Source organism: Enterococcus sp. AZ171 (assembly GCF_051714005.1).
GTDB lineage: Bacteria > Bacillota > Bacilli > Lactobacillales > Enterococcaceae > Enterococcus_B > Enterococcus_B pernyi.
In genome coordinates this window covers 311,679-335,120 of record NZ_JBIORA010000001.1, presented here as the reverse complement: position 1 = coordinate 335,120, position 23,442 = coordinate 311,679, and the positions used below count along the sequence as shown (strand labels likewise).

General features: G+C 38.4%; 22 protein-coding genes. 7 read left to right on the top strand and 15 right to left on the bottom strand.

Annotated elements, in window-relative coordinates; genetic code table 11:
* Nucleotides 1-107: 107 nt before the first annotated feature.
* From IGJ49_RS01605 to IGJ49_RS01590, 4 genes are all read right to left on the bottom strand, one after another.
* Nucleotides 108-818 (bottom strand): B3/B4 domain-containing protein, encoded by a 711-nt coding sequence (locus tag IGJ49_RS01605; protein ID WP_010736462.1) that lies wholly within the window; start codon nt 816-818, stop codon nt 108-110.
* 3 nt (nt 819-821) lie between these two features.
* Entirely contained in the window at nt 822-1,349 is a 528-nt protein-coding gene (locus IGJ49_RS01600) for a GNAT family N-acetyltransferase (protein ID WP_010736463.1), read from the bottom strand.
* 13 nt (nt 1,350-1,362) lie between these two features.
* Nucleotides 1,363-1,815, bottom strand: coding sequence for a MarR family winged helix-turn-helix transcriptional regulator (locus tag IGJ49_RS01595; protein WP_010736464.1), 453 nt, complete (start codon nt 1,813-1,815; stop codon nt 1,363-1,365).
* Nucleotides 1,816-1,925: 110 nt separating this feature from the next.
* Complete coding sequence (locus tag IGJ49_RS01590) at nt 1,926-2,483, bottom strand: NUDIX hydrolase (protein ID WP_438722222.1); 558 nt, start codon at nt 2,481-2,483, stop codon at nt 1,926-1,928.
* A 116-nt stretch (nt 2,484-2,599) separates the two neighbouring features.
* Here IGJ49_RS01590 and IGJ49_RS01585 point away from each other — a divergent pair, with 116 nt between their 5' ends.
* Nucleotides 2,600-4,042, top strand: a complete 1,443-nt coding sequence (locus IGJ49_RS01585; protein ID WP_438722221.1) for a helix-turn-helix domain-containing protein — start codon at nt 2,600-2,602, stop codon at nt 4,040-4,042.
* Nucleotides 4,043-4,279: 237 nt separating this feature from the next.
* Here the strand turns inward: IGJ49_RS01585 and IGJ49_RS01580 are convergent, their stop codons facing one another.
* The 3 genes from IGJ49_RS01580 to tdc all read right to left on the bottom strand — a co-directional run bounded on the left by IGJ49_RS01580 (nt 4,280) and on the right by tdc (nt 10,300).
* A complete protein-coding gene (locus tag IGJ49_RS01580) occupies nt 4,280-6,829 on the bottom strand; it encodes an HAD-IC family P-type ATPase (RefSeq protein WP_438722220.1) in 2,550 nt (849 codons plus the stop codon).
* A gap of 153 nt (nt 6,830-6,982) precedes the next feature.
* Complete coding sequence (locus IGJ49_RS01575) at nt 6,983-8,437, bottom strand: amino acid permease (RefSeq protein ID WP_438722219.1); 1,455 nt, start codon at nt 8,435-8,437, stop codon at nt 6,983-6,985.
* A 27-nt stretch (nt 8,438-8,464) separates the two neighbouring features.
* Nucleotides 8,465-10,300 (bottom strand): tyrosine decarboxylase, encoded by a 1,836-nt coding sequence (gene tdc / locus IGJ49_RS01570; protein ID WP_438722218.1) that lies wholly within the window; start codon nt 10,298-10,300, stop codon nt 8,465-8,467.
* Nucleotides 10,301-10,797: 497 nt separating this feature from the next.
* Here tdc and IGJ49_RS01565 point away from each other — a divergent pair, with 497 nt between their 5' ends.
* Nucleotides 10,798-12,228, top strand: a complete 1,431-nt coding sequence (locus tag IGJ49_RS01565) for a DNA-binding protein (RefSeq protein ID WP_438722217.1) — start codon at nt 10,798-10,800, stop codon at nt 12,226-12,228.
* Nucleotides 12,229-12,456: 228 nt separating this feature from the next.
* On the opposite strand, the gene IGJ49_RS01560 is transcribed toward IGJ49_RS01565, so the two are convergent.
* Both IGJ49_RS01560 and IGJ49_RS01555 read right to left on the bottom strand, forming a co-directional pair.
* Nucleotides 12,457-12,813, bottom strand: coding sequence for a DUF1622 domain-containing protein (locus tag IGJ49_RS01560; protein ID WP_019724648.1), 357 nt, complete (start codon nt 12,811-12,813; stop codon nt 12,457-12,459).
* The gene (locus IGJ49_RS01555) at nt 12,813-13,175 is read right to left on the bottom strand and encodes a DUF1622 domain-containing protein (RefSeq protein WP_010736474.1); all 363 of its coding nucleotides are present in this window, start codon (nt 13,173-13,175) and stop codon (nt 12,813-12,815) included. The genes IGJ49_RS01560 and IGJ49_RS01555 overlap by 1 nt, the downstream gene beginning before the upstream one ends.
* Before the next feature lie 955 nt (nt 13,176-14,130).
* On the opposite strand from IGJ49_RS01555, the gene IGJ49_RS01550 reads away from it, so the two are divergent.
* Nucleotides 14,131-14,259, top strand: a complete 129-nt coding sequence (locus IGJ49_RS01550; protein ID WP_010736477.1) for a hypothetical protein — start codon at nt 14,131-14,133, stop codon at nt 14,257-14,259.
* 46 nt (nt 14,260-14,305) lie between these two features.
* A complete protein-coding gene (locus IGJ49_RS01545) occupies nt 14,306-16,000 on the top strand; it encodes an oleate hydratase (RefSeq protein WP_062805806.1) in 1,695 nt (564 codons plus the stop codon).
* Between the two features lie 94 nt (nt 16,001-16,094).
* On the opposite strand, the gene IGJ49_RS01540 is transcribed toward IGJ49_RS01545, so the two are convergent.
* On the bottom strand, nt 16,095-16,826 hold the full coding sequence (locus IGJ49_RS01540) for a hypothetical protein (protein ID WP_438752475.1): 732 nt from the start codon (nt 16,824-16,826) through the stop codon (nt 16,095-16,097).
* Between the two features lie 359 nt (nt 16,827-17,185).
* Between IGJ49_RS01540 and IGJ49_RS01535 the strand changes: the two genes are divergently transcribed.
* Nucleotides 17,186-18,319 (top strand): alcohol dehydrogenase catalytic domain-containing protein, encoded by a 1,134-nt coding sequence (locus tag IGJ49_RS01535; RefSeq protein ID WP_010736480.1) that lies wholly within the window; start codon nt 17,186-17,188, stop codon nt 18,317-18,319.
* Nucleotides 18,320-18,346: 27 nt separating this feature from the next.
* The gene (locus IGJ49_RS01530; RefSeq protein WP_010736481.1) at nt 18,347-18,673 is read left to right on the top strand and encodes a YrhK family protein; all 327 of its coding nucleotides are present in this window, start codon (nt 18,347-18,349) and stop codon (nt 18,671-18,673) included.
* Nucleotides 18,674-18,694: 21 nt separating this feature from the next.
* On the opposite strand, the gene IGJ49_RS01525 is transcribed toward IGJ49_RS01530, so the two are convergent.
* Entirely contained in the window at nt 18,695-19,153 is a 459-nt protein-coding gene (locus IGJ49_RS01525; RefSeq protein ID WP_194928325.1) for a GNAT family N-acetyltransferase, read from the bottom strand.
* 202 nt (nt 19,154-19,355) lie between these two features.
* Between IGJ49_RS01525 and IGJ49_RS01520 the strand changes: the two genes are divergently transcribed.
* Nucleotides 19,356-20,084: a class I SAM-dependent methyltransferase gene (locus tag IGJ49_RS01520; protein WP_438722215.1), complete on the top strand. Its 729-nt coding sequence runs from the start codon at nt 19,356-19,358 to the stop codon at nt 20,082-20,084.
* Nucleotides 20,085-20,211: 127 nt separating this feature from the next.
* Here the strand turns inward: IGJ49_RS01520 and IGJ49_RS01515 are convergent, their stop codons facing one another.
* The 4 genes from IGJ49_RS01515 to IGJ49_RS01500 form a co-directional block, all read right to left on the bottom strand.
* A complete protein-coding gene (locus IGJ49_RS01515; RefSeq protein WP_224434447.1) occupies nt 20,212-20,613 on the bottom strand; it encodes an MmcQ/YjbR family DNA-binding protein in 402 nt (133 codons plus the stop codon).
* 125 nt (nt 20,614-20,738) lie between these two features.
* Complete coding sequence (locus IGJ49_RS01510) at nt 20,739-21,992, bottom strand: PTS sugar transporter subunit IIC (protein ID WP_438722214.1); 1,254 nt, start codon at nt 21,990-21,992, stop codon at nt 20,739-20,741.
* A 35-nt stretch (nt 21,993-22,027) separates the two neighbouring features.
* Nucleotides 22,028-22,345: a PTS lactose/cellobiose transporter subunit IIA gene (locus tag IGJ49_RS01505; protein WP_010736486.1), complete on the bottom strand. Its 318-nt coding sequence runs from the start codon at nt 22,343-22,345 to the stop codon at nt 22,028-22,030.
* Between the two features lie 23 nt (nt 22,346-22,368).
* Complete coding sequence (locus tag IGJ49_RS01500; protein ID WP_010736487.1) at nt 22,369-22,689, bottom strand: PTS sugar transporter subunit IIB; 321 nt, start codon at nt 22,687-22,689, stop codon at nt 22,369-22,371.
* Between the last annotated feature and the right edge of the window lie 753 nt (nt 22,690-23,442).

Here is a 23,442-nt window from a genome sequence, read left to right as displayed (position 1 = left end):
ATTTTCGTGTTAAGCTATCAAAAGACAAATCACCCGCAATCTTCAAGTTTGCTTTGTTTGAAGATTACGAGTGACTCCATCGTTTTGGTTATTTACTACGTGTCCGGTCACAAAGTGATTTCTGGTTGTTCTTTCGTCACTGTTTGTCTAGTACTCGTTACACCAAATGTTCGTTCAATGTCTTCTTGTAAAGCAGTCATTGCTTTTCCGGCAACTTCTGCTTGTTGTGCGTTGACTGCCTCGATCACCAACACAGCGTTCGTCGTTTTTTTCGTTAACATGGTCCGTTGCGCTTCACGCCAGTTAAAGCAGCGACAAACTGCGCCTTCTTTATCATAATAAATGATTTCTTCTGGTAATGCGGGCGCATCTGCTTCTGCGCCTAATGGCAAGAAATTTTCTCCACCTTGAGCTTTACCCAAATGAAGATCCCCAACGATTGTGTCAAGATCTTCTCCGCCACAGGGTACGCCAAAGCGCAAAGAGATACTATTATAGATATCCACTAACGGACTGATCGGGACAAATTCGCGACCTTGACTGGCTCTTTTTAGCAGTGCCTCGATCGATGAACGTGCGCCTTTTTTTGTCTTGAACTGGGTAAACGCTTGACGCCATTGTGCAATCACTTCATTTTGACTAAAAGGTTCTTCTGTTAAATAATTTCTTGCTTCTTTAGCAGCACGATTCAATTTGTCATAATAATCTGCTTTGTTTTCTTCAACGACTTCGTTATTGATCCCTTCTACCGTTAGGATCTCGATTTTTGCTTCTGGGAACACTTCCCAAAATGATGGATCTGCTACAAATTTTTTCATTCGTTACACCTCATTGATTTTTTTGACTAAGATATGATCGATCTGTGCATCGTCGCCCATATAAAACACATGTTGTCCTTGGTGTATGAAACCATGCTTACGGTAAAAAGCTTGGGCTGGATCATTATGTTCCCACACACCTAACCACACAGCTGTTTTTCCCTGTGCTTTCGCTTGAGCCAACGCCCAGTTCATCAAGTGAGTGCCGATCCCTTTTTTCTTATAGGGTGGTCGAATATAGATCCGTTCGATTTCTAGATGATCCTCAGGCATTTCCTCGGATTGTGCTTTTCCTATGTTCAGTTTTAGATAACCTGCAATTTCGCCATGATCTAGCGCCCAGAAAAAAGCTGAGTCTGGCTGGATCAGTTCTTTTGTCAATCGCTGCAAATCATACGCTTGCGAAAGATATGCATCCATATCTGCCTGCGTGTTATATTCACCAAAAGTATCTGTGTACGTTTCAATGCTGATAGCTTGGAGACGTTCCACTTCACTCCCCACAATCGGTCTGATTTCTACCTTCTCCACTCCAACATCCCTTTCAATACAGGCGTTTATTGCCCTTTTTTACAAAATTCCAGTCTTCGCTGATATTTTTCCTTACGTGTGTCAATAATCTTTCCAACTGTTGGATTTCTTCTTCAGACAAGCCAGCTAAAGCGACTTTCGTAGAATAATGGTGTTCTCGGATGATCATCGGATAAAGTGCTTCTCCTTGGCCTGTCGGGTAACACCTTTTGTTTTTCTTGTTCTGTTCGTCAGTTACCCGTCGAATCAAGCCATTACTTTCCAACTTTTTCAGCGCACGGGCAGTTGTCGTTCGATCGACTTTAAGCATTTCGGCTATTTTTTCTTGAATGATGCCTGGATTTTCACAAATGCGAACGAGATACAGGTATTGCCCCCTCGTCAAAGCGACTTCCTTGAACTCAATATTACTGATCGAATCTAACGCTCGTGCTATCGCGCCAATTTCTCTTATGATCTCAGCCATCTCTTCTCTCCTTTAGTTGTACTTTTATTGTACTGATTTTTGTTGCAAATGCAACAAAAATATATTGATCACTCAAAGTAAGGCAAATCACCTTTCGCTAAGATCACAAGCTATTCTTCTGTCGTCCGTTTTTGGGAAAGGATAGGCAAATCATCCAATGCAAAAAAGGCACTATTTGAAGTTTCATTATTCGTGATAAAAGAACCTCCGATTATCGAACATCTAAAAATGACTTTATAGTATTGAAAGGCTTGTGGAATATCTTTTCGGGTATTGGTATCAAAAATTGCCAGTAGTTGATCCACCGTCACCGTTAGCCCGGTTTCTTCTTTCACCTCTTTTCCAATATTTTCCTTTGGTGAATAGCCGATTTCTGCAAAACCACCTGGCAATGCCCATTCTTTTGTATGACTATCTTCCACTAGCAGTATCTTATTCTCTTGTTTGATGAAGGCACGCACATCGACTTTTGGTGTGGGATATCCTTCATTTTGGTCTAAAATAAAAGCAAGCTGTTCTTCGATTTCCTTTTCGCCATTACTCAATAAAGATAAAGCAATCGATTTCAATTCTTGGTAACGTTCTTCGTCAAATGGATCTTTGCCATAGAAGAGACCGGCTTCTGCTATCGCTAATAAGCGTTTGTATTGTTCGATTTTTGTTGCCATTTTGATTCATTCCTTTCGATAAATCCGCGTTGCTATCTCTTACTCCAAAACTACAAGAAACCGCTTATGTAAGTCAAGGATTGTGTTATAATTTGTTTTAAAAGGAGGGATGTTGGATGTACTCGCTCATGCACCAAATCATCACTGAAAAAGATTTACAACGACAAGTCACGCTGATTGAACTACTTTTGAACCATCCCAAACTCACTGTCAATGAGCTTGCTGAAGAAACCAATACAACGGAACGTACGATTTTTTCCGACTTACAAGTCATCCGCTCACAATTACCTGATGGCTGGTTGATCGATAGTGATCAGTCAGGGATTCGTTTACTCAATCAAAAAAATCTACTTGCCAATGATCTGTGGGAATTGTTTCTAAAACAATCCGTTAGTGTACAATTGATCAAAGAACTATTGTTTACAAAAGAATGTTCCACAACCAATTTTTTAGCAGTCAATGGACTTTCTTACGAAACGCTGAAACGTCATACAAGAAAAGTCAATCGCCAACTCCTTCGTTATGGGTTACAGATCAAGCTGACAAAATATACAAGTACGATGAGTGGTTCTGAGAATGCGATCCGCTTGTTTTATCATCGTCTTTTGATGCCATTTACTCATAATAATTATTTTTTTGAAGATTATTCCATCCATGAATCCCATTACTTTCGTTTTTTGAAACGCTTGAAGCAAACCCCTTTTTCTGTTGAAACAGAAGAGATCTTTGGAATTTGCTGGTTTTTCATCAACACGATACGTGTCAAGGCAAATTGCCGTATCAAGGACTCTTTCTTTAAACCTGAAGATACTCTTTACTCCACGTATGCTACTGAATTAACCGAACTTTATGAATTAGAAGGCGTGTATTTACAAAAAGATGAATTGATTTTTGCTTTCTTTTGCTTTTTAGAAAGTTGGAATTACAACAATCAATACCAAGAACCCGTGGCAGATATCTTGCAAAGTTATCCTTTTTCAGGCAAGATCAAACAATTCGTTCAGGATTTAGCTGATACCTTGCACTTAGAAAAACTAAACGAAACAAAACTTGCTGATAACCTGATTTTGTTACTGTTGAAATACCATGAATCATCTATCTTGATCGAGCAGCTGAATTTGCAATATCACTATTTTTTGGAAGAATATGAGCAACAATATCCGCAGTTGTACCCATTCAAACAAGAATTACTTGAGCAACTGAAACAAGAGTTGCCTATTCAAGAAGACGAATACTTTCTACGCCTACTATCCTTCTTGATCCAACAAGCAATCTTATCCGTTCGTCCAAATAAATTGAACCTGTATTTCTTCTTTCAAGGCGAACCCTCTTGGAAAGCCTTTTTGCAACAAGAATTAAATGATTACTTTGGGAAACGAGTTCAATTGATTCCAGTAGAATTATCTCAACTTTCTGACATCACGTTCCATAAAAACGACTTGTTCGTCTCAAACACCCCCCTCGACCAAGTCCCGATACCAATCATCTACATCTCTACCATACCAACAAAAAATGAGCTCGACCAATTGACCGAACTCACATTTAGAAGTTATTTGTAAGGTTGTGAGAAAAGCGCTTTGACCTGAGCAGTAAGATAGAAAATCAGAAAATAGCTCCCCATATTTTTTGATTTTTTAGCTTAATGTTGAAGGTCAGCTTTTCGAACACCGTTTATCAGGTTTTAAAAGAAGCGTTCAGCTCCAAGTATTAAACCATAAAAAGCGACAGCCTTCCTCTACAGTAACCTAGGGGGAAGACTGTCGCTTTGACTTTATCTCTTAAACGATCGACGATTCTCAGTTACCGGCAAAAGCTTCTCTTTCTTTTCTTTTAATCCATGTTTTACTGATTCGTTTCTCGACTTCTACGATTGTAAATAATAGAAGTACATTTACAAGGATTGGTAAATGTTGAGCAAAGCTCAAACTTGTTGTTTCAATGACTTGTTGCGCAAAGGGTAGATAAATGACTCCAGTTTGGAGGACAAATAAAATACCTAATGAAATAAATAAGAATTTATTTTGGAAGAAGCCTTTATTCAATGAAGCATCGACTTGCTCACGGCAATTGATCATATAGACGGCTTGGGCAGCAACAATATTTTGTAAAAGAACAGTTTGTTGTAAGGCTTGACCTTCAAACTGCATTGCCAACCAATAAGCTGGGATAATGATCAAGAGGGACACATAGAAAATCCGGAAAACATTGTACTTCGTCAAAATCCCTTGGTTAGGATCTCTTGGTAGCCGACTCATCGTGTCTTTACTTGCTTGTTCAAAACCTAAAGCATAGGATAACGTGATTGTTGTCACCATATTGACCCATAAGATTTGGATCGGTGTCAAAGGCAATGGCTGATTCGCAAGTAATGCCCAGATGATCACCAAGCCTTGTGCTAAAGATGTAGGTAAGAAGAAGCTGATCGTTTTTTGTAAATTATCTAAAATCCGCCGTCCTTCTTTGACTGCTTTAGCGATCGTATGGAAGTTGTCATCGCCTAAGACCATATCTGCGGCTTGTTTACTGACTTCACTTCCTTTGATCCCCATAGCGATTCCCACATCTGCTCGCTTCAATGCGGGCGCGTCATTGACACCATCACCGGTCATCCCAACGATTTCACCATTCTTCTGCAAAGCTTCTACGATCCTCAATTTATGCTCCGGAGTCGTTCGAGCAAAGACATCGACTTTGCTCACTTTCTTCGCTAAATCTTGATCAGAGAGTCGATCGATATCGATTCCTTCAAGGACATTACTCGTATGCTTCAATCCGATTTGATCCGCAATTGCTTGGGCTGTGTCTTTGTGGTCACCGGTAATCATTTTCACTGAGATCCCTGCTTGCTGACATTCTCTTACCGCTTGGATCGCACTCTCTTTTGGTGGATCAATGATTCCTGCATTCCCAACAAATGTCAGTTGTTGCAACTGTGCATGGTCTAACTCTTGCTCAATAGGCATTTGCTTGTAGGCGAACCCTAATACACGTTGGCCTTTTTTCGCTAGTTGTGATGCTTGGTTGATCCATTGTTGCTGTTCTGATTGTGACAAAGAAGATCTCGATAATAAAACTTCTGGCGCTCCTTTGACAAACACTACTGCATGGTCCTGTTCTTCATGCAATGTTGCCATATATTTATAACTTGAGCTAAATGGCAATTTAGCAAGCGACGTTTTTAGGGGAAGATTCTGTTCAGCTGTGTATCGTAATAAAGCTAGCTCAGTTGGATTGCCACTCAACGTTTCCACTACTTGATCCTCTTTCGTTTGCACTTCTTGACAATTTTTCATGATTTCAAGTAAGCGTGTCTCATCTTCTGTCATTGTTTCCACAACAGTCATTTCATTTTTGGTCAACGTACCCGTTTTATCTGAACAGATCACCGTCATTGAACCAAGTGTTTCAACAGAAGGTAATCCTTTGATAATCGCTTGTTCTTGTGCCATTTCATTGACCCCAAGTGAGAGGATCATCGTCAATACCGCTGGCAAGCCTTCTGGGATCATAGAAACGATCAACGCAATGATTGTTGAGAATAAAAAGTTCCACTCTAAGCCATACCTAAATGAGGTAAAGAAAATCAAGAATAAACTTAGAAAAACGATTCCTCTGAAGATTTGCTTGTTTAACTGATGGATCTTGCGAACCAAAGGGGTTGTTTGTTGTTGGACTGATTGTAATGCTTGATTGATTTTTCCAATCTCCGTCGTATTCCCTGTTTCAACGACGACACCAAGTGCCGATCCAGCTTGGACAAGTGTACCTGAAAAAGCCATATTGAGTTGATCTCCTGCGCCTAATTCGTCGACTAACGGCTCACTTATTTTCTCGACCGCATCGGATTCACCGGTCAACGCAGCTTCTTCGATCATCAAACCATATGTTTCGACTAAACGAATATCGGCAGGCACGACATCTCCAGCTGTTAAACTAACTATATCCCCTTGCACGATCTCAGTGGCAGGGATACTTTTCTTGACGCCTTCAGAAAGAACCACTGCGTCTTGACTCATTAAACTTTTTAGCCCATTGAGTGACTCTTCTGCTTTTCTTTCTTGCCAATAACCAACAAAACTATTGATGATCACTACAAGTAAAATAATACTACCTTCAATATAATCACCCGTTAAAAACTTCAAGACAGAAGCCACCATAAGGATGATCATCAACAAATCCGTAAAATGCTTCAAAAATTTCCGAAGCGGACTGACTTTCTTTTTTACCTCTATTTCATTTCTTCCTTGTATTTCTAAACGACTGGTACGTTCTTGATTTGAAAGACCATCTTTGGTCGTCTTTAATTTATTCATTGTTTCTTCAGCAGTTTCTTTGTACCATGTCATCGGCAATCCCTCCTGTATTTCATTTGATAATACTTATTATACGTAAAAAGGAGGGTTTCTTATGCCGATTATTTCAGGCAAACATGAAATAATTAGTGTGATTTAATATGAGCCAGGTTTCTAGGTTTGCTTTTCAAACGAAAATTTTTGCCTTTACTCCGATTGCTTCGTTGATTTTTGTTCACTCAATTTGTTCTTTATTTCTTGTTCCCAAGAAGGTTTTCTAATTTTTTCGATACATAATGGGGCAACAAAAAGAATGCCGCTGATCAATGCGACAGCCACAAAGTCGATCCATGTACCAGCTTTTAATGTAAGTCCGACAGAAAAAACGATTGCTGCAAATAAGACTAACACAACAAGCCATGCACCGAGATTCCCATTTCCCTCTTTTTTACCGATGCGAAATGGACGAGGGATAGTTGGATTTGTTTTTCTAAAACGTAAGAATGCGACACCCATGATAAGATAGACGATACAATAAATCACTGTCGTTGCATTTACTAACATCAAAAATGCTTGATTGACTCCGGGAATCAATAAATAGAATAGTGCAAATACAGAAATGATAATGGATTGTGTCAAGATCACCGCTTTTGACACATCAAATTCATTGGTTTTCCAAAAATTGAAACGAGGAGGATACGCGCCTTTTCTTGCACTTTCTGTAACAGTTTTGGCTGGACCAGAAGCCCAAGCAGACAATTGTACAGCGACACCGACAAATACAAGTAAGCTGAATAGGTTCACAATCATATGTGGCAAGCCAAGAATTTGGCAATCGATCGAAATGGATTGAGCAATATTATTCAACTCCATTTGACCCTTTGGTACCACATTGGCAACGACTAACGCATTCAGCGTATTTACCACAAATAAAAAGACTAACGCAGCGAAAATACCGCGTATATAAGTTTTAACTGGATGTGCCAATCGAGTGATATAAACAGAAGACATTTCGATTCCAGTAAAAATGAACATGATCGGTGCAAAATAAACGAATGATTTTGCAGTACTTGGATCGGGAACTAAAAGATCCCAAGAAAATTTCCCTAATGTTCCATTTGGCATAATACCGATCTTGATCCATGCTGCGGCACCTAATAGGAGCATCAATGCCAACGGGACATACAACCCCAACCAGACACCGATTTTCCCGCCAATTTTTGCCATGTCGAATTTTAAGTTCAATAGTGTGATGATCCAATAAACGACTAAAATCACGAGCAATGTGAATTTACTATTCAAGCCCAATGGGACGTTATTGACCATGTTGCCAAACAATGGGGCAAGTGCTGAGGCAACCATGACCATCCCTGGAAACATTTGAACCCATAAAAGCCAAGAGACGACAAATCCCCATTTTCTACCGAGGGATTGAGAGACCCACAGTTCTGGCCCTCCCTTTTGAGGAAACATCCCTGCAAACTCTCCTGAGATCAGAGAGATCGGAAACGCATAAAAGAGTACAGCAACTAACATATAAAACAACATCGTCCAACCAGTGGCAGCGACATCAGGAATATTGCGGACGCTTGCGACTAAAGCGCAAGTCATCCCAATAAACGTTAACGTTGACAGTTGTTTGGTAGATTTTGAGTCTGTCATGATTGATCCTTCTTTCTATCACTAAAACTACGCAAGAACTTCTCTTAGTTTTTCTTCCATTGCGTGTTTGATGGCTTCGGTATAATAAGCAAAGATGTTGTCATCGGTTAAATACGGAGTCATGATCGCAGCTCGCAACAAAGTAACTTGTTGTTCTTTTTGCCATTCCTCTTTTGGAACACCCATGCTTTCAACAAATGCTACTGGAGAATCGCCATAATCCGCTTGCGTGAAGGTCGTATGAGAAGTTATAAAGCGTTCTGCGTACACATCACCTTCCATATAAGAGGACATATCAAACATTTCTTCATTCAAACGGTTGATTTCTTTTAAATCTGTACAACCTTGGACTTTGAATGCCCAATCGACCATATTGAAATCTGGATGATTCAATGGATAGACTTCGATTGTTTTCCCATTGACAGTAAAGCTTAATTGATCAAGAAATTCTCGGAAACGTTGAGCGGCTTCGATCGATGCACCAATCAATTGACCATAGCCAGTGACATTCAAAGGCAGAACTCGGTGTGCCGTCCAAACTGCCGCAGCCGTTGCCCCAGCTTTTGAACCTTCTAAAATATAAGCACCTAACATATCTGGTGCTTTAACGAATTTTTCAAACACATAAGGTGCAAAATAAGAGATGATATTCCGCATACTTTTATGTTTGATCGTGATTCCTCCTGCCGCATAAGGTACATAGCCCATTTTATGGGGATCAACAGTCACTGATTCGGCTTCACTGATTGCCTTGAATCCTTCATAAACACTTCGTTCGATTTTCACTTCATGATGGAAAACATGATGTTCTTCATAAAATTCTGCTAATGATGCGTAAGGTACAAATTCATACGCTTCATTCATGAACAAGCAACGGGCATAGCCACCATAAGCTGCATCCACGTGAAGGTAGAAATAAATGCCTTCATCTTTCAATTTTTCTCTAAGTTCAACGATTTGATCGACACGATCGACTTGTCCTTCTTCTGTTGTACCTACAACAGCGACCACACCTAGGATGGGGATATGTTGGATAGCTAGTTCACGAATCGTCTTTTCCAATACTTGGACATCCATTCGGTAGCAGTCATCAACGGGGATCGCGATCATTTGATCCAACCCGACACCACAAATATCTAATGCTTTCATCCATGAATAGTGTTTGGTTTGAGGAACAAGCCATTTGCCCAATTCTTGGATGTGTTTCCCACTTCGTGAAGATGCAGCTTTGACTCGATCTAATTCTTCATCAGTAAATGTTTCGATCATTTCTAAGATTTCTTCTACAGATAGATTAAGTAATTCCCAATCCGATAGGTCTTTCACTTTTTCAGGGTAAGTTTCTTTGACCGCTAAAGGAATCGATTTGATACAACGGGCATACCATAGACCTTCTAAATTCGCAATTGAACCATCCGCTGTCAGATGGCCCCAACCATTCGGCATACTGAACAGCTTCGCAAAGTCTTCTCCGATTTCTGCTTCCATTTGTGACGTGGCCATTGAGGATTCCAATGCCACGTTATTAGGATTCCAAAGCATCGCAAAGTGATAAGCCAACAAAGCTGGCATCAATGTTTCTGCATTCATTTGTCCCCAATAACGTCCGGCTGAATGCCAAGGAATTGAACCGGCACGCATTCGTTCACTGACTTCATCTAAGACCTCCATCATATGTTGTCGAGTCGTAAGATAAGACGTTGTTGATTTGTCTGCTTCACTGATTGCGGGAAGGTCAGCTGGTAAATAATTTTCACGCCAACCTAAATGTTCATCCAACATCTTATTCAATAACATTTTATACACTTGGCCATTTTCTGCTTTGTCGCCAATAAAGACGGCTTTGATGTCCATATCTTTCATGATTCATTTCTCCTCTCTTGTTACCTGATCACAGGAAATACTCAGCCGGCTGTTGTTGCTTGATCAGTTTACGTGTTTGACTATACGCTCAAATTTTAAAAAAATTTTTTTAATAACATATCTTTATATTTCTTACTTTGAAGACAAAAAAATAAAGTCTGATTATTCTGTATTTTTAGCTCAAAAAAACGAACGATGTGACTAAACTCCCTATCTAAGAATGGTTCAATTTATTGATTATAACGTTTAAGTCACGAACAAAAAAAAGAAATCAAATGCACTTATTCGTTGAAAAATATTCATATTTGTTTTTTCTATTTGGTTCTTTTTATCAATCAGTTCCCAATTTTTTTAATTAAAACAGATACAATAACAAAAATAAGTAAATTTAGCATCTTGTTTGCTAAGAAAGATTGGGTGATAGATGCGTATCTACAAAAAACATGGCATAATAGCTAAGTGCTTGTGCATGACTATACAAATAGGGAGGATTCCCCATGATTGAACATTATCTTGAGAAAAATCTCTTACGCCAACTCTTTCTTTGTGGACAGTTTTATGTAAATAAGGAAGTCCATCTTCCAACGACAGCTACTTTGTTACATGTTTGTCAAACCACTCTGTTGAATGATATCAAATCATTAAGTAGAGAATTGAGCGACCAAATCATTTATCAATCAAAAGAAAAAGAAACCTATTCTTTATACTTCGCACCAACAACTTCTCGCTTCCAATTGATGCAACGACTCTCTCGGCCGTCTTTATTTTTAAAAACTTGCCTTCTTTACTTAGAAGATGAACCAGATTATATCCAATTGACCGAACTCGAATTTGTTTCAGTCAGCAAAGCTTACGCATTGAAGAAACAAGTGTTAGACTACTTTCAAGCATGCGATATCGCCATTGAACATCATTCCCCTCACTTTACTGACATCGAAAGACGCTTGGTTTTGCTAAATGTGAGCTATCGGACAGGCACATTGCCTGACCTCTCTCTTCCTTGCTCCTTTGATGTCCAAGCGCAAGAGTTTATTCAAGCAGTCACGAAAAAAAGTGGGCGGATCTATGATCGGGATACCCAAGAGATTTTGCAAACAGGCTTTCTGATCAGTCTGTTCTATCAAAAAAATGCCCCACTATCAATCGATCAATCCTTCATCGATGAAATCAAAAAGAGACCGATTTATCATTTCGTTCTTGCAGCTTGGGAAGAAAGTCCGTTTAAGCAATTTTTTCAACCAAATGAATTTTATTTTATTCTGATACTCTTCAATTTATGTGATTATGGATTTGATTCGTATGAAGCAATCGAGCAGGATTTTGCCCAACTGCATCAGGTATTTATTGAAAATAATCCAGAGACAAAACAATTGATCCAACAATTTGAACAACATTTTGATCATGCTTTTCTTGGAAACAAAGCTTTTGAACGTGCTTTGATACGTATTTTGCGTTCTGCTTGGAAAAACTATCAATTGTTCTTACCTGAAAAATTTTATTTATTGACCGATGAACAACGAGAGTTATTTGAAGAAGTAAAACGGATCGTTAGCGATTGGAGCCATGCACTTCCTTATCAATTAAAGATCAATCCAAATTGTCTGCGGTCATTCGTTATTGAATTGACTGGCATTTTACGCTTAGATAAACAAAAATTAACTGTGCGGATCGTGACCAACTCAGATATCAAATACCTGATTTATCGCGAAGCTTTAGAGGCTGTTACGACATGTGACATTTCCGTCGAGCCAATGATTTATAAACAATTAAGTAAAGAAGCTATCGATTTTGTGGCAGCCTCATCTAACCGGCTGTTGTGTGAACGTACACTCTACACACCTGTGGCCTTGTCCATGGAACAAATTATTCCAATCTCAGTCGAAACAGTGGAACAAGCAATTATACTGCTTGTAAAAAGTAGTTCATGAGGAAGGCATACTTTCGTAATAGTAACTCTTGCACACATTTATTCTGTCGTATAAAGTGTGTGAAAAGCTAGACAGTTCCATAAAAAAAGCTAGAAAACCAAAAATTCATCCTACAAGATTTTGGCTTTTCTAGCTTTTTTTATAATCGTTACTTTCTGAAAAACTATTCAATTTTAAGAGACGTGATCACTAATATCATTTACCCATTCTGCCTATGATGATGCAAACTTAGACATCTGCTGGGCCGATTTCTTTATTCAAGAAGTAAGAGATGATCGTACGAATCACAACTAATGCGGCCAACTGAAAAATATCTTGTAATGTCGGTTTGATGATCGACTCGATGATCCCAGCAGAAATCAATATCTCTAAACTCAACAAGATATACCCACCCAGCATTTTTTTGATGCCATTATTTTGATGAATCCGTTCATTTTGTTTGAATGACGGGTTCAAGGAATCTTTCAAAAAATCTTTGATTGAAAGAAAGCCTCCCCATAATAAGACCACAATGGCAAAAATATCTAAAATCAAGACCAACCATTCAAGATATGGATAAAGCAGTGTCATCCAACTGATCTCCATCAAACTTCCCTTCTTTCATGCGATACATGACTCGCAATTTCTAAATTTAAGAAATAAGAGATGATCGTGCGAATGATAATGATCAATGCTAATTTTAAAATGTCTGTCCAAGTTGGTTTAATGACAGATTCGATGAGATCTGCCACGATCAGTACTTCTAAACTCAACAAAATGTAACTAGCTAGTAGTTTTCGAATATCCGCATTGCGCCGATTACGCGTCGCATAATCTTTAATCAAGGGACGTTCCAACATCAAATTTTTTAAAACTAAAAAAATACCAACCAACAAGACTAAAATCGAGAAAATATTCAAAATCGCAGTCACCCATTCCAACAAATGGACTAACGTTTCACTAAACATCTTTACACCCCACTTTTTCTTCTACTCCTATCCTACTAAGAGTAAAGAGTTTCGTCCAGTTTGAGCAAAAAAAGAAAACACAAGTGTCTGTGTTTTCTTCTGACTCTGTACTTTTTTATTAGTGAATCCCACTATCATCTTTTTACTGAGATCCAGTATAGCTAGTAATGGCAGACAATTCAATATAGATTTAAAAACGTTCATAGTGTAATGGACTCTTATACTCTATTGGAAACATTCAATTCAACATAGCTCTAAAACAATGTTGTCAATAGAAGAAGCTTCTATTCTGTTTTGGAAGCATTCAATTCAACATAGCTCTAAAACAGTAGCAACGTCATTTAGTGTAATTGCACCGTTTTGGAAGCATTCAATTCAATATAGCAAGTTAAAATAAGGCTTTGTCCGTCATCAGCTTCTAGGAGCAAGCGCTGTCTCGGCGCTTTTTTTGACTTCATCCGTCTAAAAACTATACAAAAACAACTATGATACCCTTTTCATTCATCCTATCACACTCTTTTCTCAAAATCATCATAATAATAAAAAAAACCAAAATGACTGATCCTAGTTGATTATCCACTGGAAGAATATTTTAAATAATCAAACCACCTTTTTTTAAATAACAAAAATGAGATTCAATTACTTGTATCTATTAGTCGATGAAACATATTCTTTCTCTCTAAACCAGAAACTACGAAGTTTTTTCAAGAAATCAGCAAATGTTGGTTCTATTTTTTTCAGCCATTATCTCTTTCCCCTTTTTTTGCCTCAGTGATCGTCACTAATTCTTCTTTGATTCATTTAACATTTTCTTACACTTTATTGTGAAAAACAGACACTTCCTCTAAACTGTCAAAAATCCAGGTTGCTTCCTTACCCTATCATTTGGCTTATTTTTCTAAACGCTTTATGCTTTGAAGTAGAAACAGTTCACAAACCAAAAGGAGGTTTTTTTATGAGCAAGAAATGGTTGAAAGTAGGCATTGGCTTAGGACTAGTCGCTATAGGTGCTGTTTATCTTGGCAAAAAAACAGGCTTACTAGAAGATGATCGTCACCTTTATGATGAATTTGAATCCATCTAGAAAAATCGCTGTGAAAATGAATTGGTAAATATTGGAGGAACGCATGATGCAAAAAAAGAAAGCAATTATGATTGGTGCAGGAATCGCGAATATGGCAGCTGCTGTTTATTTGATCCAAGAAGGCAAATGGCGTGGAGATCAAATCACTTTCTACTCCTTAGATGACCATGGATCAAATGATGGCGCTCCTGTGGACACAGTGACTGATGAATATTGGAACAAAAATCACCCATTAGAAAATCAAAAAGGCTACGTTGCACGTGGTGGACGTATGCTGAATTACCGTACGTATGTCGATTTGATGGATCTACTCAGTCGTATCCCTTCTGCCACAGAACCGGGCATGACAGCCGAAGAAGATACACGAGATTTCGATGCCAAACATCCGACATTTGATAAAGCTCGCTTATTGGAAGGTGGCAAGGGAATCGTTGATGGCGGTAAATTAGGCTTCAATAATAAAGATCGCGTATTATTAACGAAACTAATCGCCATGCCTGATTCAGAAGAAGAAAAATTAGATAATGTGACGATTGCTGAGTATTTCAAAGATGATCCCCATTTCTTTGAAACAAACTTCTGGTTTATGTGGGAAACGACTTTTGCTTTTCGAACACGTAGTTCTGCACAAGAATTACGTCGCTATATGCACCAAATGATTTATGAGTTTACTCAAATCGAGCATTTAGTTGGGGTCAATCGAACACGCTATAATCAATACGAAAGTATTATGTTGCCACTGATCAATTATTTGAAAGAACAAGGTTGTAAAATCATTTTGAATCGTCGTGTCGTTGACTGGGAATTCAAAGAAACAGCGATGCAAGATGAAATCACTGTGACTGGCTTGAAGATGATCAATACAAAAACACAAGAAGAAGAACATGTCGTCGTTGATGGAGATACTGGCGTATTATTTACAAATGGTTCGATCACTGATTCGGCAACACTTGGCGACTACGAAACACCCGCAGAGGAAAATATGGATTACGGTGCTGCTTCGAGTTTGTGGAAAAAAGCCAGTGAAAAATTCTACAATTTAGGCAATCCAGATAAATTTTTCGCAGATCGTGATGCAAGTGAATGGGTCAGCTTTACGTTGACAACGAAAAATCATGTGTTGCTAAATGAGATCACACGTATCACGACACAAGAACCAGGTAATGCGTTGAATTCATTTATTTCAACAACACCGATTACCCCACTTGGTCAAAAAGATGTCAATATGTCGATCGTCGTGCATCACCAACCGCATTTCACTTCACAAAAACCGAATGAAACAGTGATTTGGGGCTACTTCTTGTATCCAAGACGTCGTGGTGAATTTGTCGACAAAGAGTATATTAAAATGAACGGAAAAGAAATGTTAGAAGAATTACTTGGTCAGCTTTCAAAAGTTGATCCTGGTCCAGTAAACATTCGCGAAAAAGAAACCGAAATCTACGATAGTGTCATCAATAATATTCCGGTTTACATGCCATATGCTTCTGCCTTATTTAACAATCGTGCGAAAAGTGATCGACCAAAAGTCATTCCTAAACATTCAACAAACCTTGCCTTTACTGGTGAGTTCGTTGAACAGCCTTATCAAATGATCTTTACCGAACAAAGTGCTGTTCGTTCAGGAGAAATTGCGGCATTCCATTTTGCAGGTATTCCAATGTCACGTTTGGTGAAAACACCACGTTATGACAAAGATATCCCTACGTTGATGCGTGCAGCGAAAAAAATGTTTGATTGAGGTTCACTAAAGGAATTCACTTTCCTGTGCTACTTCAGTCCTAAAACAAAAGTCCTCCACCTATGGAAATAGGCGGAAGACTTTTGTTTTTTTGCTATTTTTGATTTTGTCCGACAGTTCTTTTTTTGTTTTCTCTTTTTGCAAGGAGCCATGCGAAGCCGCCCACAACAATCTCACTTCCTCCGATCAATAAAACAATCAGGGTAAAGTTAGTGAGATATATTCGTATCAAGCCTTGAAGTGACTCCATTTGCTCCTCCGTCTGCAAAATCTGCGCATAGTATAAAGTTGCGGCAAATGCTAGACTTATCAGTCCAGCGCCCATCAGACTACACGCAAATTTTTTGATACGCGAACGGATAGAACCTGGATTGAAATAAATGAACCCTGCTAAGATCAATAGGCTCACACTCACAATGCCCCAAGCATAGTGAAGTACCTGGTGGCTCAGGTCATTGATTCCTCGAATAAAAAGATGCAGATAACTTGGTTGGACACTTCGTTCAAAGATCCCGCCGATCATATGTAAAGCGAGTTCTTCTCCCGCAATCCCTTCTTCAATATTGATCTCATGTTCTGTTTTATATGTATGGATCGTCTCTTTGATATGTTCTTCCAGCTCCGTTGCTTGGATCAAGCTTGGTTGCTTGTCACGATAAGTTTCTTTGACAAAATGCTCGATATTCTTTTTGACTAATTCCTCAGATATACTGTCGGCAAGCACCTCTGGAGTGACTCTTGCTTCTTGGTGATAGCTCTGGACACGACCATTGATCTCTTTCGTTACCTTTTGTATGTAGTTTGCTTGTTTGATTTGTTCATTCATAAATCCTTCATTTGCTAAAGACGTATAAAAAAGTCCGCCAATCGACAAAAAAAAGAGCCAGACTGTACACACAACTCCTATAATTATTTTGATTAATCGACTATTTCTCATTTCTCTCCTTTCCTAGGTCAGCACAAAAAATTGTTCTTTTACGTTTTATTTTGTTGAAAATCAACTACTATAATTATAACTTTCAGTCAATAAAACTACAACTTCCTTTTTTCGTCAAAAGTTATTTTACTGTTTTAAACTAAAACTAAAAGCGCGTTTCATTGTGAAAAAAAGTAACATTCCCTTAGAATGAGTTTATAAATAACTATCGTTAGTTTTATTAATGAAAACAGGAGAGGAGCACTACGATGAAAGCAGTCACTTGGCAAGGAAAGCAAAAAATGGAAATTAGAAATGTTGATGATCCAAAAATTTTAGCACCAACCGATGCAATCATCCGTATCACTGCAACAGCGATTTGTGGATCTGATCTCCATCTTTATCACCATGGGGAATCCGTTATGGAAAAAGGCTATGTCGTTGGACATGAACCTATGGGGATTGTTGAAGAAGTTGGTTCTGAAGTGAAGAAGTTGAAAAAAGGACAACGTGTCGTTATTCCTTTTAATATTAGTTGTGGCCATTGCCATTTTTGTGCAAACCATATGGAAAGTCAGTGTGATAATTCCAATCAGGAAGAATTATACGGCGGATTATTCGGTTTTGGTAAATTGAACGGAAATCACTGGGGTGGGCAAGCAGAATATCTTCGGGTACCTTTCGCCGACTCTACGTCATTTATCGTTCCAGATAATGATTTACCTGATGAAAAAGTTTTATTTTTATCTGATATTTTACCCACCGCTTATTGGAGCGTTGCAAATGCAGGGGTTAAAAAAGATGATACAGTCGTCGTCTTAGGTTCAGGTCCTGTTGGTTTATTTGCACAAAAATTTGCTGTGATGGCAGGAGCAAAACGTGTCATTGCGGTCGATCCAGTCAAACACCGATTAGACAAAGCAGTCCGCTATAATCAAATCGAAACCTATCTATTAGACGACGTGAACCAAGCCGGAGATGATTTATATGAGTTAGCTCGTGGCGGTGCAGATGTCATCATTGATTGTGTCGGAATGGATGGTTTAGAGCCAACAAAAGAAAAAGCTAAAAATTTAGTTAGCTTACAAAGTGGAACGATCTCACCTATCCAAATGGCTGCTAAAGCGGTGAAAAAATTTGGTACAGTGCAAATCACTGGTGTTTATATGACACCTGCTTCTTCCTATCCACTTCAAGAATTCTTTATGCGCAATATTGACGTCAAACATGGGCAAGCACCAGTTGTCCATTTGATGCCAAAAATTTATGACATGATTGCAGAAGGACTGTTTGATCCAACTCAAATCATCACTCATTCGATGCCGTTAGAAGAAGCGGCTCGAGCATACGAGATTTTTGATAAAAAAGAAGATAAAAATATCAAAGTTGTCTTGAAACCGTAGAAATAAAAACTAGTTAGGTGATTTTATATGCCAAGAATCAAACGAAATACCCATGATGTCGAGATTGGCAAAGAAGAAGATATTGAGATCCGCGGACGGCGTTTTCGCTTGTATTTTCAAAATCGTTACACATTGATTTCTTTAGCGGTTGATTTACTCACAGGGATTTTTTATGTCTTAGGGAGTATTGCTTTACTCACGAAAATCCCTGATTATTACAGTAATTACTTGTATTTAGCAGGCGCCATCTTCTTGACCACTCGCCCCATCTTACGTATCGTGCGAAATGTCTTTATTTACGATGAAAAGAAACAACGAAGAGAACAAGCGAAAAAAGAGAAGCATGAGATTTGATTCAACATCTCATGCTTCTCTTTATGTTGTTGTAGTGATTTGATACAACCGGGTAGTTGTTCCACTTTCTTCCTTGACCATAGTTAAAAATGACCAATCATATCGTTCATAAAAGGAGGTGTGGTCTGTCATCAAATAAAGTTTCTTGAACCCTAATCGATGCATCTCTTCTCTGGTTTGTTCTAATATCCATTTTGCTAATCCCTGATTCCGATGCTCCGGTTCAACATATAAAGCACAAAGATTAGGTGCTAAATCTGGGCGGTCGTGGAAGTCATTTTCGATGACACCTGCTCCTCCAACGATTGCACCTTTTTCATCGAGAATGACATACCATTGAGGAATACTTTCCTTCTCGATGATTGCAGTACGTATACTTTCCGCATAAACCTCAGCAGGGATGCCCCACTTTGAGGAAAACCAACTTGCGGTTTCTTCCAGTAAATCTGGGTGTTCATTTAATTTGATCCATTGATACATATTCAACTTTTAAATCTCCATTCATTATTCATGCGTCGTGTAAAATAGATGCCTAAGCATGTTTATCTATGTTTGAATTTTTGCTTCTTCTTCCGACCTAAGCTAGAATAGATGTCAAAGGAGTGAGCGAGATGATTGCACACAAAAGAGACGGACTCCATGTAGTTTAAGCAAATAAAAAAATTACATGGAGGAATCAAACATGACAAATATTTACGATGATCAACAATTTTTTGACCGATACAAAGAAATGCCTCGTAGCAAAAATGGCTTACAAGGTGCTGGAGAATGGCCAACGCTTGCATCTATCTTCCCCAATCTCCATGGTCAAACAGTCCTTGATCTTGGATGTGGCTATGGGTGGCACTGTCGTTACGCTGCTTCGCAAGGGGCAAAAAAAATCATTGGTGTCGACTTGTCTGAGAAGATGCTAGCAGAAGCTAGAGCTCGAACAAACGATACCACGATCAGTTATATGCAAGACGATATTTCAACGATCCGGTTTGCGAAAGACTCATTTGATTTCGTGTTCAGTTCTTTAGCTATCCATTATGTAGAAAATTGGGAACAACTCGTCCAGCATGTCCATCACTTCCTAAAACCGAATGGGCAATTTCTTTTTTCAGTTGAACATCCTATTTTCACAGCAGATGGTCGGCAAGACTGGATTTATACAGACAACGGTCAGATCATGCACTTTCCAGTTAATCATTATTTTGACGAAGGGGAGCGTGACACAAACTTCCTAGGATCTTCTGTAAAAAAATATCATCGAACGATTACAACTTATCTTGAGACATTATTGTCTAATGACTTTCAAATCAACCATGTGCTTGAACCAACGCCACCGTCACATATGTTAGATATGCCTGGTATGAAAGACGAATTAAGACGTCCGATGATGTTGATTATTTCTGTGACAAAGAGGTAGAGGCGAATCATCGATCCAAACATTCTTAGTCCATCTGCACAAATTTTATTAAGCGTCTGGAAATAGGGTGTCCCTATTTCCAGACCTTTTTCATCGACTAGAAAATGATTGATGCCCCTTCAAGCTTTCAATCACTTTCTATCACTGAGTTTTTGATTTCTTCTTGTTTCTTTTTAGCGAATTTAGCTAGTACCAATTTATAAGAAATCAAAATCATTTTCTCGATTTCCTCGTCTGACAATTCATCTTTGCCTAACATGATCGAATTCCAATGTTTCTTATTGGCATAGTAACCAGGTATAATGATCCCAGGGTACATCGTTCGTAATTCCTCGTTTTTTTCTGGAAAATGTTTTAACGTAATCAATGCTTTTTCATTCTCTTCTGGACTCATCATCCCAAACTGTTTACCATCCAAATCAAAATAAAGCGTTTCCCAATCTTCACGAAAATATACCCTAGCTCCTGGAAGTGTGTTCCCATATGCTTGGAATCGTTCGATCCTTTTTTGAATATCTGTTGTATTCATACGCTATCCTCCTATTCAAAAAAAATACTTACAAAAACTATACGTTGCTTTCTGAAAAATAGCAATGATAACAGTAGTAAAAAAAAAAAACGGAAAGCAATCACTTGCTCTCCGTTTATTATTTCTTACGCGTTCAATGCGTCTTTTTTCATTTCTTGGATCGTTGCTACTTTAACGAATGGTAGATAGATCAGAATTGAAATCAGTAAGTTGACCGCAGATAACACTGCGCCTGAAAAACTGTTTGTTGCTAAAAATCCGCCGATCACTGGTGGTGTTACCCATGGTGGCATTACTGTAGCTGCTGGTACAAGTCCTGTTGATGTCGCAAAGTACGCAACAGTTACTAAAACCATTGGTGTTAAAATAAATGGAATAAACATCACTGGATTCAAAACGATTGGTAGACCAAACATTGTTGGTTCGTTGATATTGAATACTCCTGGTGCAATCGATAAGTTCGTTACGACCATATAAGGTTTGTTTCTACGTCCTACTAAATAGATCGCAATCAGTAATCCTAGTGTCGCACCTGTACCACCTAAATTGACAAAGCTGTCAAAAAAAGGTTTATTGACGATAAATGGTGCACTTTGACCGTTGGCAATCGCTTCGACGTTTGCTTGGATCGCTGGCGCATTGATGGTTTGCATCAATGGATCGACCATGTTTGCTCCATGTAATCCGAAGAACCAAAGGAACGGTGTAATAAATGCAAGCAATAATGCAGATGGGTAAGAGTTAGCAAGCCCCATAAATGGTTCCTGAACCACCGTGTAGAATGCGCCAACAATATCAGCAACACCGAATGCTGCAAAAATCGCAGCGATTAGTGCGAAAAATGAGATCGTGATCATTGCTGGTAATAATGACGCAAATGCTTTTGCTACTGCTGGTGGCACTCCGTCTGGCATTTTGATGATCAATTTTTCATTTCCACTTAAACGAACAAAAATCTCTGTTGAAATAATTCCGACAATAATTGCAATAAATAATCCGTTTGAACTCATACCTAAAGCGCCGCCTAGTGCGAAGAATGAACCTAATGAAATCACTCCAGCAGATACGCCATCTTTACGGTAACCGTTTGCTAAATGATAAGCTAATAAGAACGCAATCAAAACAGAAAGAATCGCAAACGTTCCGTTCCAAGCAGCCGCACCGAATCCTTTCCATGCTTCACCACCAAAAATCGAATTCATCAATTCTTGGAATCCAGGGATCGGCAAGTTATTGATCATTACAGCTAAAGCGCCTAAGATCATTAATGGCATACTGACCATAAAAGCGTCACGAATGGCCACTAAATGGCGTTGTGCACCGATTTTTGATGCGACTGGTATAAAGTGTTTCTCCATAAATGCTACAAAGCTATCCATATCTTTTCCTCTTTTCTCCTTTAAAAAACTTTTATTTAAGCATCTATACGACGGTATAGATCAATGATTTCTTTTGCTAAATCTGTAAACGCGATCGATGTCATCAAATGATCTTGACTATGAACGGTTAACAAAGTAACTTCCATATGTTCCCCTTGTGCTTCTTGTGTTAATAACCCTGTTTGCGAATGATGCGCTTGAACCAATGATTCTTCTGCATCTTTGATTTTTGCATCTGCTAATTCAAAGTCACCTTTTTTCGCAGCAGCAATCGCTTCCATTGCATCGCTTTTTGCGTTGCCACCGAACATGATCAAACCCATGATCGCTTCTAAATTTTTTTGATCTTCCATTTTCTTTCCTCTTTTTCTTGTTTTTATTTATTGATCAATGATTCTGCTTGTTCCAATACTTTTGCCCCGTTCATCATGCCATAGTCTTGCATGTTGATAACATCTAACGGAATCCCTTTTGGTGCTAGTTTTTCAGCAAATTGACTTTGCATGAAACGTACTTGTGGCCCTAATAATAAAACATCTACATTTTTTGATTCTAGTTGGCTATCAGCTTCTGATGCTGAAACTGCAAAGATGTCCGCTTCTACACCTTTTTCTTCTGCTGCTTTTTGCATTTTTGTCACTAATAAACTTGTACTCATTCCTGCAGAGCAGACAAGCATGATTGTTCTTTTCTCCATTTTGAACACTTCCTTTTCTTCTTCTTACATTTTTATATAATGCAAGTATCGTGCCAACTTTGAAATCGCTTTACCACTTTGATATAAAAGGGTTTTCATGTTGTTTTTTATCAAACACACTCTAATTTTTCTATCGCACACTATTTTTAGTGTGCAAAAAAAGAATGGAACACCAGAAACCACCAAGTAAAAAGTAAGTCTGCTCCTCACTTGGTAGATTTCAATGATTGCTTGCTAGAATTAATCAACAAGTAGTTACTTCGTTGATTGATTTTTTGATTCAATCGCATTGATTCTTCTCATAAATTTCAATTCTTGTAACACTTCTATAGAAGTAACACGTTTTTTTGCCAAGACTTCAAATTTTTGTCGTTTGTAAGCCCATACGATTTTATCTAAAAAATCAGTATTTATAAACTGAAATTATTGAAAAAACCATTTTTTTAACTTTTGATCATCAACAGTTTGCTAACTATTGCATTGACCTTTTGCGTCTACATACTATTTGAACTAGAAAATGCGCGAATAAATGCCCATCAGACCATTCTCGAGTTTGTTGAACAGGTCAAAGAACCAAAAAATCGTTTGGAATAACTAACAGGACCATTCAAGTAAAAAAAGGGGATTGTTTTCTTGTATATCTGGGCAAATGGTCAACTTCAAAAAAAGAAAGGGCCATATATCTTAATATGGCTCAGACTGTAGACAAACTCCTAAATTTGGAGTGTTGTTTGCAGTTTTTTTGTTTTATAC